Source organism: Dinoroseobacter sp. S76, from assembly GCF_049801095.1.
Taxonomy (GTDB): Bacteria; Pseudomonadota; Alphaproteobacteria; order Rhodobacterales; family Rhodobacteraceae; genus Dinoroseobacter.
Window position 1 is genome coordinate 332,433 of the sequence record NZ_JBNAGH010000002.1, and the last position, 13,502, is coordinate 345,934.

Annotated in this window: 14 protein-coding genes and 1 tRNA gene; 8 read left to right on the forward strand and 7 right to left on the reverse strand. The window is 65.6% G+C overall.

Features of this window, described 5'->3' with window-relative positions:
- Positions 1–30 precede the first annotated feature (30 nt).
- The 7 genes from plsX to ACP153_RS07445 all read left to right on the forward strand — a co-directional run bounded on the left by plsX (position 31) and on the right by ACP153_RS07445 (position 5,733).
- Positions 31–1,182 (forward strand): phosphate acyltransferase PlsX, encoded by a 1,152-nt coding sequence (plsX, locus tag ACP153_RS07415; RefSeq protein ID WP_424970340.1) that lies wholly within the window; start codon positions 31–33, stop codon positions 1,180–1,182.
- A complete protein-coding gene (locus ACP153_RS07420) occupies positions 1,175–2,149 on the forward strand; it encodes a beta-ketoacyl-ACP synthase III (RefSeq protein WP_424970341.1) in 975 nt (324 codons plus the stop codon). Before plsX ends, ACP153_RS07420 begins: the two co-directional genes overlap by 8 nt.
- 113 nt (positions 2,150–2,262) lie before the next feature.
- Positions 2,263–2,568, forward strand: coding sequence for an integration host factor subunit alpha (gene ihfA, locus ACP153_RS07425; RefSeq protein ID WP_424967617.1), 306 nt, complete (start codon positions 2,263–2,265; stop codon positions 2,566–2,568).
- Between the two features lie 39 nt (positions 2,569–2,607).
- On the forward strand, positions 2,608–3,240 hold the full coding sequence (locus ACP153_RS07430; protein WP_424970342.1) for a MerR family transcriptional regulator: 633 nt from the start codon (positions 2,608–2,610) through the stop codon (positions 3,238–3,240).
- 96 nt (positions 3,241–3,336) lie between these two features.
- A tRNA-Pro gene (locus tag ACP153_RS07435) sits at positions 3,337–3,413 on the forward strand.
- Between the two features lie 57 nt (positions 3,414–3,470).
- Positions 3,471–4,574 (forward strand): 2'-deoxycytidine 5'-triphosphate deaminase, encoded by a 1,104-nt coding sequence (locus ACP153_RS07440; RefSeq protein ID WP_424970343.1) that lies wholly within the window; start codon positions 3,471–3,473, stop codon positions 4,572–4,574.
- A gap of 25 nt (positions 4,575–4,599) precedes the next feature.
- Complete coding sequence (locus ACP153_RS07445; protein ID WP_424970344.1) at positions 4,600–5,733, forward strand: MFS transporter; 1,134 nt, start codon at positions 4,600–4,602, stop codon at positions 5,731–5,733.
- Here the strand turns inward: ACP153_RS07445 and scpB are convergent.
- The 6 genes from scpB to ACP153_RS07475 form a co-directional block, all read right to left on the reverse strand.
- Entirely contained in the window at positions 5,730–6,398 is a 669-nt protein-coding gene (gene scpB, locus ACP153_RS07450; protein ID WP_424970345.1) for an SMC-Scp complex subunit ScpB, read from the reverse strand. The two genes, ACP153_RS07445 and scpB, sit on opposite strands and share 4 nt — an antisense overlap.
- Complete coding sequence (locus tag ACP153_RS07455; RefSeq protein WP_424970346.1) at positions 6,398–7,192, reverse strand: segregation and condensation protein A; 795 nt, start codon at positions 7,190–7,192, stop codon at positions 6,398–6,400. Before ACP153_RS07455 ends, scpB begins: the two co-directional genes overlap by 1 nt.
- Positions 7,193–7,216: 24 nt before the next feature.
- Positions 7,217–8,224 carry a glycoside hydrolase family 3 N-terminal domain-containing protein gene (locus ACP153_RS07460; RefSeq protein ID WP_424970347.1) on the reverse strand — a complete coding sequence of 336 codons (1,008 nt, stop codon included), beginning with the start codon at positions 8,222–8,224 and terminating at the stop codon, positions 7,217–7,219.
- A complete protein-coding gene (locus ACP153_RS07465) occupies positions 8,221–9,147 on the reverse strand; it encodes an SPOR domain-containing protein (protein WP_424970348.1) in 927 nt (308 codons plus the stop codon). The genes ACP153_RS07460 and ACP153_RS07465 overlap by 4 nt, the downstream gene beginning before the upstream one ends.
- Before the next feature lie 80 nt (positions 9,148–9,227).
- Positions 9,228–10,973 (reverse strand): arginine--tRNA ligase, encoded by a 1,746-nt coding sequence (gene argS, locus ACP153_RS07470; RefSeq protein ID WP_424970349.1) that lies wholly within the window; start codon positions 10,971–10,973, stop codon positions 9,228–9,230.
- 62 nt (positions 10,974–11,035) lie between these two features.
- Positions 11,036–12,199: a deoxyguanosinetriphosphate triphosphohydrolase gene (locus tag ACP153_RS07475; protein WP_424970350.1), complete on the reverse strand. Its 1,164-nt coding sequence runs from the start codon at positions 12,197–12,199 to the stop codon at positions 11,036–11,038.
- A gap of 85 nt (positions 12,200–12,284) precedes the next feature.
- Here ACP153_RS07475 and ACP153_RS07480 point away from each other — a divergent pair, with 85 nt between their 5' ends.
- Positions 12,285–12,611: a HesB/IscA family protein gene (locus ACP153_RS07480; protein ID WP_424970765.1), complete on the forward strand. Its 327-nt coding sequence runs from the start codon at positions 12,285–12,287 to the stop codon at positions 12,609–12,611.
- Between the two features lie 68 nt (positions 12,612–12,679).
- Here ACP153_RS07480 and ACP153_RS07485 read toward each other — a convergent pair whose 3' ends face one another.
- Positions 12,680–13,351 carry a DUF4167 domain-containing protein gene (locus ACP153_RS07485; RefSeq protein WP_424970351.1) on the reverse strand — a complete coding sequence of 224 codons (672 nt, stop codon included), beginning with the start codon at positions 13,349–13,351 and terminating at the stop codon, positions 12,680–12,682.
- Between the last annotated feature and the right edge of the window lie 151 nt (positions 13,352–13,502).

Consider the following 13,502-nt stretch of genomic DNA (forward strand, 5'->3'; position numbering starts at 1 on the left):
GACGAAATGCGCAAACCGGGGTAAGAGCGCATGGCCTCAGGGACCTCGCAGGGCAGAACGCCCGCTGAGACAGGGGGCCAAGCGGACCCGGCCCCCCATGGGCTGACGGGCACCGTCATCTCCGTGGATGCTATGGGTGGCGATCAGGGACCGGCGGCCATCGTCGCCGGCCTGTCGATCGCAGCCGACAAGAATCCCGACATCGCGTTTCTCCTGCACGGCAATGCCGATGTGCTCACGCCCCTTGTCGCCAAGCGCAAGGAGCTTCTTAACCGTGTCGTGATTCGCGCCACCGAGGATGTCGTCACCATGGACGACAAGCCGAGCCAGGTGATGCGCAACGGCAAGGCCACCTCCATGTGGAGCGCGATTGACGCGGTCCGCAATGGCGAGGCGACGGTCTGTGTCTCCTGCGGTAATACCGGCGCGCTGATGGCGCTGAGCATGGTGCGTCTGCGCAAGGCACCCGGGGTTAACCGCCCGGCGATCGCCTGCCTCTGGCCCTCCCGCGCGGCCTCCGGCTTCAATGTGATGCTGGATGTGGGCGCGGATATCAAAGCCGATGAACAGGACCTGCTGGCCTATGCGCTTATGGGCGCCTCCTATGCCCGCAACGGCCTCGGCCTGCCCTTCCCGCGCATCGGCCTGCTGAATGTGGGCACCGAGGAGCATAAGGGCCGCGCCGAGCTGAAGGCTGCCCATGACCTGATCTCGGATGCGGCTGAGGACAACCGGTTCGAGTTTGTGGGCTTTGTCGAGGGCGGGGATATTCCGTCGGACCGCGTGGACGTGATCGTCACCGACGGCTTTACGGGCAATGTGGCCCTGAAGACCGCCGAGGGCACAGCAGCGCTGATCCGCGATTTCCTGACCGAGGCCTTCAAGAAGACCCCCTGGTCGCAGATCGCGGCGCTGCTCGCCTATACCTCTCTCCGGCGTCTTTCCAAACGGATCGACCCGCGGCGGGTGAATGGCGGCGTGTTCCTGGGCCTTAACGGCACCGTGGTGAAATCGCACGGCTCCGCCGATGCCACGGGTGTCGCAGCGGCCATTAAACTGGCCTTCATCCTTGCTCAGTCAGGGTTCACGGAACGTCTTGCCGCACGGGTTGCCTCCGCGGGCCGCGCGCGCGACACTGAACAGATTGAGCGTAAAGAGGTTTCAGGGTCCGCGAATGGGTAAACGCGCAGTAGTGATTGGCGTCGGGCATTATCTGCCGGAACGTATCGTGACCAATACCGAGCTGGAAAAGACGGTCGACACCACGGATGAGTGGATCCGCACACGCTCTGGCATCGAACAGCGGCATTTCGCGGCCGAAGGGGAAAAGACCTCCGATCTCGCGACCCACGCGGCCGAAGCCGCCATTGCCATGGCCGGTATCGAGCCCGACAGCATTGACGCGATCATCGTGGCAACCTCGACCCCGGACCTGACCTTTCCTTCCGTGGCCACCATGGTGCAGGCGCGGCTTGGCATGACCAAGGGCTATGCCTTTGATGTGCAGGCGGTCTGCGCCGGCTTCGTCTTTGCCCTGTCCAATGCGAACGCGCTGATCGTGTCCGAGCAGGCCCGCCGGGTGCTGGTGATCGGCGCCGAGACCTTCAGCCGGATCATGGATTGGACGGATCGAAGCACCTGCGTGCTCTTCGGCGATGGTGCCGGCGCGGTGATCCTCGAGGCGCAGGACGGTGCCGGAACCTCCGCTGATCGCGGCATCCTCGCCACGGATCTGAACTCCGACGGGCGTCACAAGGATATCCTCTATGTGGATGGCGGGGTCTCAGCCTCCCAGACCACGGGCTATCTGCGGATGGAGGGCAAGGAGGTCTTCCGCCACGCGATCGAAAAGCTTGCCCAGACCGCGGAGACCGCGCTGGAGAAAGCCGGGCTCGGGACCGGCGATGTGAACTGGGTCGTGCCCCATCAGGCCAACCTGCGGATCATCGCCTCGACCGCGCGCAAGATGGGCGTGGGGATGGACCGGGTCGTCGTGACCGTGCAGGAGCATGGCAATACATCGGCCGCGTCAATCCCCCTTGCGCTTTCGGTCGGCGTGGCCAACGGCCAGATCACGAAGGGCGATATCGTCGTGACCGAGGCGATCGGCGGCGGTCTGGCCTGGGGATCGGTGGTTCTTCGCTGGTAACGCACTTTGCGGCCCGGTTTTAACGGGTTCTCAAGGCCATTCTGCAACCCCTTGATATTGACTCGAAAACCGCGCCGGGCATACTGCTCGTACCGAGATGGATGGGGGGACGTATGACCGACAAGACACTGACACGCATGGACCTAAGCGACGCGGTGTTCCGCGAAGTGGGTCTGTCGCGCAACGAATCCGCCCAATTGGTCGAAAGCATCCTCACGCATATGTCAGATGCGCTGGTGCGCGGAGAGAGCGTCAAGATCTCGTCTTTCGGCACATTCAGTGTCCGCGACAAGTCCGCCCGAATCGGTCGCAACCCCAAAACCGGGGAGGAAGTGCCGATCCATCCCCGCCGGGTTCTGACCTTTCGCCCGTCTCACTTGATGAAAGAGCGTGTCGCGAATGGAAACCGGGCCAGCTAAGCGCGGCATGGTCTGGACTGGCGGCACCTCGGAGGGATGATGGAGAAATCTGCCGACGCGTTTCGGACCATTAGCGAGGTCGCCGACTGGCTCGGCGTCCCGACCCATGTGCTGCGGTTCTGGGAGAGCAAATTCTCTCAGGTCAAACCCGTCAAGCGCGCCGGCGGACGCCGGTATTACCGACCCAATGACATGGCCCTGCTCGCCGGGATCCGGGTGCTGTTGCATGATGACGGCATGACCATTCGCGGCGTGCAGAAGCTTCTGCGCGAAAAAGGTGCCAAGCATGTGGCCGAGATGTGCGACCGCAGCCTGACCGAGGCCCCCGTCGCACCGGAACCACCTGTAGAGGCCGCAGCGCCCCCAGATGACACCGTGGTTGAGCTGTCCGCCAGTACCTTCACCGGCGGACAGGACGCTCCGGCGCCCGAGGCCGAAAGCGCGCCTTTGCCGCTCTTTTCCTCGCGCGCCGCAGCCCCCGCGCCGAAACCGACCCTGCCGGGCGCAAGTCCGCAGACGCCATCCGGGCTCAGCAAGGTCGCAGCCCAGCTGCGCGCGGCACCGCCCACGGCCAAAGCCGTCTCGCGAGAACAGGCCCAGCAATCGGTTTCTGCTCTCTTGGCCCTCAAGGCGCGCCTGACCGAGAGCCGCGCGGATGCCGAGACCGGCTGACACCCGGCTGCGCGTCGCAACACCGAAAAACTTGCGCCGAAAGCCGCGAAATACGGGTTGCCCCCGGCGCTCAAACGGGTAAACACGCGGGAGTGTCGGGCTATGGCGCAGCCTGGTAGCGCGTCCGTCTGGGGGACGGAAGGTCGCAGGTTCGAGTCCTGCTAGCCCGACCATTTCGACACTGCTCCGGCGCGCGCCGTCCGCCGCAGGACGCTGCGACGGAGGCGACCATGTCCGTGCCGACCCTGCCCAGCCCGGGCGTCCTACCCTGCCAGACCCTGTCCGAGATGATAGCTGCCGGTGCGATCTCAGCATCACCTGCCATTGCCGATGGTCAGGTGCAGCCCGCGAGCCTCGATCTCCGGCTCGGGACGGTGGCTTACCGCGTGCGCGCTTCGTTCCTCGCGGGCGAAGGCGCCACCGTGGCCGAGCGGCTCGCGGATTTCGAGATGCATCGGATCTCCCTCGATGAGGGTGCGGTTCTGGAAAAGGGCTGCGTCTATGTGGTGCCCTTGATGGAGCATCTGGACCTGCCCGACACCGTGCAGGCCGTCGCCAATGCCAAGAGCTCAACCGGTCGGCTCGACCTGCTCACGCGGACGATTTCCGATGGCGGCACCGAGTTCGACCGGATCCCGGCAGGGTATGCCGGGCCGCTCTATGCCGAAATTTGCCCCCGCTCCTTCTCGGTGCTGGTACGTCCGGGGATGCGGCTGAACCAGATCCGGTTCCGCACCGGGCAAGCCGTGCTCGATGATGCGGATCTGCGAGCGCGCCATGCGGAGACGCCCCTTGTCTCCGGCCCCGCCCATATCGATCAGGGGCTCGGGTTTTCCGTGGATCTCCGCCCGACCTCCGGGACGCTGGTCGGCTACCGCGCCAAACCCCATACGGGCGTGATCGACCTGGAGAAGATCGGGCATTATCCGCCGGCGGAATACTGGGAAGAGGTCCATAGCGATCAGGGCCGCATCATTCTCGATCCGGGCGCGTTCTATATCCTCGTAAGCCGCGAGGCCGTCCATATCCCCCCTGATTGCGCCGCCGAGATGGCGCCCTTCCTCGCCATGGTCGGCGAGTTCCGCGTCCATTATGCGGGCTTCTTCGATCCGGGTTTCGGCCATGCGGCCGCCGGAGGCGCGGGCTCCCGCGGGGTGCTGGAGGTGCGCTGTCACGAGGCGCCCTTCGTGCTGGAACACGGGCAGATCGTCGGACGTCTGGTCTATGAGCGCATGGCGGAGGTGCCGACCGAGCTCTATGGCGCAGGCATTGCCTCGAACTACCAGGGTCAGGGCCTGAAACTGTCCAAGCATTTCGCCACGCCTGCGCGCTAGGCGCCCTGCCGCGCGCTGCACCGACATGACCCGCCCCGCCCCCCTTCCTGCGGTTCTGACGCTCATGGCGTCGGTCGGGGTGATCGGGGCCAATGGCCTCCTCCTCTCCCCCATCGCGAGTGCGATTGCTGCGGATCTGGCTGTGACGGTGGATGACGTGTTGCTGGCCTCGGCAAGCTACGGGCTGGCCACCGCAGCCTCGGCCCTGGCGCTCGCACCGCAAGCGGACCGGATCGGCGCCGATCGCGCCTTGCGATGGGCGCTATGGGCTTTGGCCTTGGGCGCGGGGCTTAGCGCGCTGGCGCCCACGCTCTGGATGATATGGCTGGCGCAAGCACTGTGCGGGCTGGCCACTGGGGTCGCCTTGCCCTCTTCCTACGGGTTGGCAGCGCAGATTGCCCCCAAGGGGGCGGAGGCGCGGACCATGGGGCGGGTCCTGGCGGGCTGGACCCTGAGCCTTGTGGTGGGCGTGACCCTTGCCGCCTTGATCGCGGATCTGGTGGGCTGGCGGTGGGTCTACGGCGCGATGGCGCTTGCAACGCTCTGCCTGATCCGGGCCTTGCGTGCTCTGCCGAGCCCGCCCAGGCGGGGCGCAGCAACAAGCCCGCTCAGCGCGCTGCAAGTCCCCGGCATCCTTACGGCGCTGCTGTCCATGGGCGCGCTCATGCTCGCCTTCTACCTGTGCTACACCTTCATCGGTGCCCATGTGACCGAGACGCTCGGGCGTTCGACCAGTGCGGCGGGTCTTGTGGCGCTCAGCTATGGGACGGGCTTCGGGCTTGTGACCTTGGCCGACCCGCTGCTGGATCGGCTGGGTCCGCGCCGGGCGGCGATCCCGCTCTTTGCGGTGACCGTCCTGCTCTATCTCGGCATGGCTTGGGCGGCGGCAGACTACCACGCCCTGCTTGCGGTCGCGTTCCTCTGGGGATTGACCCAGCATCTGGGTCTGAACCTCGCCGTAGGCCGTTTGACCGCGCTGGACCCGGGCCAGCGGGGCGCAATCCTCGGGCTCAGCAGTGCGGTGACCTATCTCGCGGTGTTTGGTGGCGCCAGCCTCGGACGGCGTGTTTTCGAGAACGCCGGGTTCAGTGCCCTGCCCCTGCTCGCGGCGGCCCTCCTGGCGGCCATGACACTCGAGGCGCTGCGGCGGCGCGCCTAGTCCTCGAACATGTCGTCCTGACCGTCGTCGCCCTCGCCCGGCTCGTCCTCCGCATCGCCGCCGGGCAGCGGGCGGCTCTCCAGAAGTCCCGCCGCGCGCAGATCCGAGAGGCCCGGCAGGTCCCGGGCATTCTCCAGCCCGAAATGATCGAGGAAGCTCTGGGTGGCGACAAAGGTCGTCGGGCGCCCGGGCGTCATACGGCGGCGGCCAAACCGGACCCATTCGAGCTCGATCAGCTGATCCAGCGTGCCGCGACTGACCGAAACGCCACGGATCTCTTCGATCTCGGCGCGAGTCACAGGCTGATGATAGGCGATGATCGCCAGCGTTTCGATGGCGGCCCGGCTGAGTTTGCGGGTCTCAACCACCTCGTTCTGCATCAGAAATCCGAGATCCGGCGCGGTTCGCATGGCCCAGGCATCGCCGACGCGCACCACATGAACGCCGCGCCCTTCATAGCGCTTGCGCAAATGGGTCAGCGCCTCAGCCGCGTCACAGCCATGGGGCATGCGCGCCTGCAAGCCGCGCACGGTCATGGGCTCGGCCGTGGCAAAGAGGATGGCCTCGACCATACGCTCCTGATCGCCCATGGGCGGGGCTTCAAAGAGGCTCTCCTCCGGGCCGTCCGGGGCCATTTTCGGCGCCTCTGCGCTGTCGTCCTGCATCACGCCTCCGGCTTTCGCTTGATCTGGATCGGGGCGAAGGTATCGCCCTGCCGCAGCTCGATCTTGCCCGCCTTGGTCAGCTCCAGCGAGGCCGCAAAGGTCGCCGCCGTGGCCGAGCGCCGCCGTTTTGGGTCCATCACCCAGCCCTCGGGCAGATAGGCCGACAGGTCGGTCCAGTCTCCGGCAAACCGCACCATGGTCTTCATCCGGTCAAGCGCCTGTTCCATGGTCAACACCGAGTCGCGGTCAAAGACAAAGGGGCGGAAATCATCCTTGGTCCGGATCCGCGCATAGGCCTGCATCAGGTCCATGAGCGTCGCGGAATAGGTCACGCGGCGAGAGCGGGTCACCTGCTCGGGGATGCCGCGGGCGAAGAAATCCTTGCCCAGCCGGTCCCGCGCCATGAGCTTGGCCGCGGCCTCGCGCATGGCCTCGAGCCGCTCGAGCTGGAAGGCCAGATGCGCCGCGAGGTCCTCGCCCGAAGGCCCCTCATCCGCCGGGTCCGGTGGCAGAAGGAGCCGGGATTTCAGAAACGCGAGCCAAGCCGCCATGACGAGGTAGTCCGCCGCGAGTTCGATCCGCAGCTCCTTGGCCTTCTCGATGAAGGTCAAATACTGCTCGGCCAGCGCCATGACGGAAACCTTGCGCAGGTCCACCTTTTGCGTGCGCGACAGTGAGAGAAGCAGGTCAAGCGGCCCCTCGAACCCGTCCACATCCACGATCAGGGCCTCGGCCGCGAGCCGATCCTCGACACTGGCCGGGGCCAGGGAAATCTCACCTTGGGGGTCTGTCATCGGCTCTTTCGGCCCTCAGCGCGCTCAGGACGGCTCCAGGGCCATACGTTCGGCGTCCAAGGCCGGGATGTCAACGGGCGCAGGGGGCTGGCGCTCGGCCAGAGCCCGCGCGGCCCGGCGACAGGCGGCCTCGGTCATGGGGGGCAGCGCCTTGTGCAGACGCACCATCTCGGCCAGATCGCCATTGCAGTGAAGCACCAGGTCACAACCCGCCTCAAGTGCGGCCAGGGCCCGCCAGGGCAAATCACCGGACAGCGCTTCCATGGAGATGTCATCGGTCATCAAAAGCCCGTCAAAGCCGATCTCATTGCGGATGAGATCCATCATGATGGGCGAGACGGTGGCCGGACGCTCCGCATCAAATGCCTCGAACACAAGGTGGGCGGTCATGCCCATTTCCATGTCGTTCAAGGCGACGAAGGGCGCGAAATCCGTGGCGCGCAGGTCAGCCGCATCGGCGGAAACCCGGGGCAGATCGAGATGACTGTCCACCGTACCGCGCCCGTATCCCGGCAGATGCTTGAGCACTGGTAGCACACCACCCGCGCGCATGCCTTCCGCCATGGCCCGGGCATTGGCAACAACCTCCGCCACATCCGTGCCATAACAACGGTTGCGCAGCACCGCATGGGTCTCGTCCAGCGCGATATCCGCAAGCGGCGCGCAGTTCACATCGATGCCGACCTCGGCGAGATCGAGCGCGATGGCCCGTCCGCGCAGCCAGAAGGCCCGCTCGGCGTCGGGGGCTGCGGCCTGATCCAGCGCTGGGGGAAAGCCGCGCCATGTGGGAGGGGCCATGCGCGCCACGCGCCCACCCTCCTGATCGATCATGATCGGGGCATTCCAACCCACCGCCGCCCGCAGGTCCGCCGTCAGCTTGGCAATCTGCGCCCGGTCCCGGATGTTGCGCGCAAAAAGGATGAACCCCCAAGGCTGGCAGGTCGCGAAGAGCGCTGCCTCCGCCTCGGTCAGCTCAAGCCCCGCGCAGCCGAAGATCACCGCGGTCGGGCGCGGCGCGCCTGGTTGTGTCACTTATAGACCACCGGGATACAGGCCATGTTCTCGGCCAGAAAGAGCGAGCAGAACTGACGCGCATCGGCGAGATCCTCGAACCCCGTGGCGCGCAGCCGGTAGAACTCCTGCCCCGCACGCTCGGCCTGCTGAATCACCGGGGCCTTGCCCACAAGGTAGTCGGAGAACTGGGCCAAGATCCGCTCCCATTCGGCGCGGGCGGTGGCGTCATCGTCAAAGGCGCCGAACTGCACCATGCGCGTGCCGAGCGCGATCGTGTCAGGCTCGACAAAGCTCGCGGGCACGGTCGCAGAGGTCGCCGTGAAATCGACACCGGCCCCGGCACGGCTGGCAAAGGCCACCACGGCCGGTCGGGCCACAGGGCGCGGAGAGCGCGCGATGCCCGGCTGGCTCGCGGGCACGAGCTGCAGGCGGTTCGCCTCTTCCTCAGCCACGAGGTCGCGGATCAGGTTATCCACCGCCAGCCCCGTCGTGTTCGTCGCCGGAACTTCGGCGTCCGCACCTGCGGGTTGGGCCACATCGATGGGTTGCGCGGCCACGGCTTGCCCCTCGGGCAGCGCGGGGGTCGCGGTGCTCAGATCGATGGGCGCCGGTGCGAGAATGATCTGGTTGGGGGGCGCTTCGGCCACGCCCTCGGCTTGCACGGCATTCACGGCGAGGCCCTGATGCTCGGCCTGTCGGCCACCCGGATCATCGGGCTGCACCCGCATGGGTCCCTCGAGTGCGCGGATCACCGGCACACCGGCCACATCGCGCATGGCCAGATCGTAGCCCCACATGCCGAGCCCCGCGACCAGCGCCAGGGACGCCACCGCCCCCATGCTGGTCACAAGCGGACCCATTGCGCGGCCCAGAGGGGCCGGCCCATCGACGGACTCGCGCCCATCATACGCCCCGTAGGCGTCGCTCTCGTACACGGTCATTGTCCTGCCTCTCACATCCCTCCGCAGCGCAGGAGGGTCGTCGACTGCTCAGATCCCGAGGCGGCGCGCTTGGTTTTTGGTCAGCGCATCTCTTCCACAGGAGCCACCCCAAGGATACCAAGACCGGTCGAAATAACAACGGCGCAGGCCCGCGCGAGCGCGATTTTCGACTGTGTTGCCTCTGGGTCACCCTCTTGGAAGAAGCGCAGCTCCGGCGCGTCATTGCCCTTGTTATAGAGCGCGTGGAGGTCGGACGCGATGTCGTAGAGCGCGAAGGAGATTCGGTGAGGCTCGTTCGTCCGCGCCGCGATCTGCACCAGACGCGGCCATTCCGCGAGGGATTTGGCCAGCGCCAGCTCCGCCGGATCGCTCATCCCAGAGAGGTCCGCGCTTGCAAGGGTCGGGTCGTCGACATCGATCCCGGCCTCGCGCGCCTTGCGGATCACAGAGCAGACCCGGGCATGGGCATACTGCACGTAGAACACCGGGTTTTCGCGCGATTGCTCCAGCACCTTGTCGAAATCGAAATCGAGCGGCGCGTCGTTCTTCCGGGTCAGCATCACGAAGCGGGTCACATCCGGACCCACTTGCTCGACCACATCGGCCAGGGTCACGAAGGTCCCGGCGCGCTTGGACATCTTGAAGGGCTCGCCGTTCTTGAAGAGCCGCACGAGCTGCGTCAGCTTGATGTCGAGCGGCGTCTGCCCCTCGGACAGGGCCGAGACCGCCGCCTTCATCCGCTTCACATAGCCTCCATGATCCGCGCCGAACACATCGATCAGCGCGTCATAGCCCCGCTCCACCTTGTCGAAATGGTAGGCAATGTCAGGCGCGAAATAGGTCCAGCTGCCGTCGGATTTCTTGATCGGGCGATCCACGTCATCCCCGTGGGAGGTGGACCGGAAGAGCGTCTGCTCCCGCGGCTCCCAATCCTCGGGCACCTTGCCCTTGGGCGGCTCCAGCGTGCCGCGATAGATCAGACCTTTTTCATCGAGATTGGCGATCGCCGCCTCGATCCGTCCCGTGCCATAGAGGCTCTTTTCCGAAAAGAACGCGTCCATCTTGACGCCGAGGCTCGCCAGATCCGACCGGATCAAGTCCATCATCGCGTCGGTGGCGAAGTCCCGAACCTCTTGCAGCCAGAACTGCTCGCCCTTGTCGACAAAAGCGTCGCCGACCTTGGCCTTGAGCGCTTCGCCCACGGCAATCAGGTAGTCCCCGGGATAGGTGCCATCCTCAAAGGCGACCTCCTGCCCGTGGGCTTCGAGGTAACGCAGATAGACCGAGCGCGCGAGGACATCGACCTGCGCGCCGCCATCATTGATGTAGTATTCCCGCGTGACCTCATAGCCCGCGAAGTCCAAGAGGCTCGCCAACGCGTCGCCAAAGACCGCGCCCCGCGTATGCCCCACATGAAGCGGACCGGTCGGGTTGGCGGAGACATATTCCACATTGACCCGCTTGCCCTGCCCCATATCCGAGCGGCCAAAGCCCGTGCCCGTCTCGAGCACCGCACGCACCAACCCCTGCCAGATCTCCGGCGCGAGCCGCAGGTTTAGAAAGCCCGGCCCGGCCACCTCGGCACTCGCCACGCGCGGGTCGGCGGAAAGCTTGACCGCCAGTGCATCGGCAATGTCGCGCGGCTTCATCTTGGCGGGCTTGGCCAGCACCATCGCTGCATTCGTGGCCATGTCCCCATGGGCCGCATCGCGCGGCGGCTCCACCGCCACATTGGCAAAGTCCAGCCCCTCGGGCAGCACGCCCTCGGCTTGCATCTCGCTCAGCGCGGACAGAACGCCCGCGCGCAGATCGGTAAACAGGTTCATGGTCGGTCTCGGATTAGGATCGGCTGCGGTGTAACAACAAGCCCCGCCGGGTCCAACCGAAATCACAAGGCGGCGCGCGCCTCGCCCCTCATTTCGCCAAGCTTGGCATGGGCCTGCAGGGCGTAGCGGTCAGTCATACCCGCGAGGTAGTCCGCCACGATCCGCGCCAGATCCGTGCGCGTGCGGGTCGCAAGGATATCCGGCTGCCACCGCGCCGGCAGCAGGGACGGATCCGCCAGATAGGCCGGGAAGAGGTCATTGACCACGCAGGTCACCTCTGCCCGCTTTGCCATGACGCTGGGCGCGCGGTACATGCGCGAGAACAGAAAGGCGCGGATCTCGGTCAGGCTCTGCCACATTTCGGGCGAGAAACGGATGATCGCACGACCCAGTTCGCGCACGGCCTGCGCATCCTTCGGCGCGGCCTCGGCCAGCCCGGCCTTGCTGGTCGCGATCACGTCGCCGACCATCATGCCAAAGACCCGGCGCAGGGCCTCATGTTTGCGGCGCGAGGGCTCGAGCCCCGGCCATTTCGCGTCGACCTCCGCATAGGCGGGCCCCACAAGGGGCAGATCGAGAATATCGGCCTGGGAAAACAGCCCGGCCCGCAGGCCATCCTGCAGATCATGGTTGTTATAGGCGATGTCATCGGCGAGGGCCGCGACCTGCGCCTCCGCACTGGCATGGGTGCCAAGCTCCAGATCATGGCGCAGCACATATTGCCCCAGGGAATGGGGCAACTCGCCGGTCACGGGGCCATTGTGTTTCGCGATCCCCTCCAGCGTCTCCCATGTGAGGTTGAGCCCGTTGAACTCGGCATAGTGACGTTCGAGATCCGTGACGATCTTGAGCGCCTGAGCGTTGTGATCGAACCCGCCATAGGGCGCCATGAGCGCGTCCAGAGCATCCTCGCCCGTATGACCAAAGGGCGTGTGGCCCAGATCATGGGCGAGCGCGACCGCCTCGGTCAGTTCCTCGTTCAGACCCAACGCGCCGGAAATCGTGCGCGCCACCTGGGCCACCTCAATGGAATGGGTCAGCCGCGTGCGAAAGAAATCGCCCTCATGCTCCACAAAGACCTGGGTTTTGTGCTTGAGGCGCCGGAACGCGCTGGCATGGATGATCCTGTCGCGATCCCGCTGAAAGCAGGAGCGAAAATCGCTTTCGGGTTCCCCATGGAGCCGTCCGCGCGAGCCATCCGGATCGCACGCAAAGGGCGCTCTCATATGATCTGCCTGTTCTTGTTCTCAGTTTTGCTGCATCTTATATGACGAAAAGACCCTCAAGAACAGATGAAGCAAAGCCATGGATCTGACCCTGCCCCCCACCGTGACCGAGCGCGCCTTTGCGCGGCTTGCCGAGATCAATGCTGACGGGGACGCTGTGAAGGCCCTGCGCGTGGCGGTTGAAGGCGGCGGTTGCTCTGGCTTTCAATATGAGATCAAGCTCGACGATCCGGCGGAGGATGATCTGATCCTCGAAGGGAACGGCCAGAAAGTGGTCGTGGACGCGGTGTCCCTGCCCTTTCTCGAGAATGCCGTGATCGATTTCACCGAGGAATTGATCGGCGCGCGTTTCACAATCGACAACCCGAATGCCAGCTCGAGCTGCGGCTGCGGGACCAGTTTCTCGATGTGATCGCTCCGGGCCACCCCTTGGGCTGGCCCTATCCCCCATGACACGCGACCCTGACAGGCCGCGCCACCTCACTCGGCGGCGGGCGTGTCCGACGTGGGTGCTTCGGCAGGTGCATCCGCGGCTTTCTCAGCCTTCTTCGGCTCAGGCGCGTCTGCGGCCGCCTCCGCCGGGGCCGCTGCGGGCGCGTCATCGGTCTTCTTGCGGCGCGAGCGGGTGCGCGGCTTGCGGGCCGGTTTGCTCTCGGGCGTCTCGACAAGCCCGGTATCCGCGTCAGACCCGGCATTCAGGTCGATGACATCGGAGGCGGAACTGTCGCTTTGCGCCTGAGGCTTGGGTTGGGGCGCCGCCTCGGGCTGCGGTGCCTCGCCGGGATCCTGGGCGCGTGCCTGATCCTGACCCCGATCACCGCCCCGGTCAGAGCGCTCCGCCCGGTCCGCATTGCGCTGATTGTTGCGCTGTTGCTGCTGCTGTTCCTGCTGCTCGCGGCGGGCTTCCTGCTCGCGCATCGCTTCGCTCAGCATGCGGGTATAGTGCTCGGCATGCTGCTGGAAGTTCTCGACCGCCACGCGGTCATTGGCCAGCTGCGCATCCCGCGCAAGGGTCTGGTACTTGTCGATGATTTGCTGCGGCGTGCCGCGCACCTTGCCTTCGGGACCAGAACTGTCAAAGACGCGATTGACGATATTGCCAACGCTGCGCCGATTATTCTTATTCCGCGACCGGGATTTAGATGATCTCATATCAGGTTTTTCCGCCTTTGTGGCAGTCGGAGATACCGCCCAAGGGGCCTATCCAGCTTTATCCGTCATTGCAGCGAAGCTTCTGCCTGCGCCACGGATATCGGTGATGATTTGGGTTATACGAGCGGCCCTCGCCGTGCGAGGTCGCGCT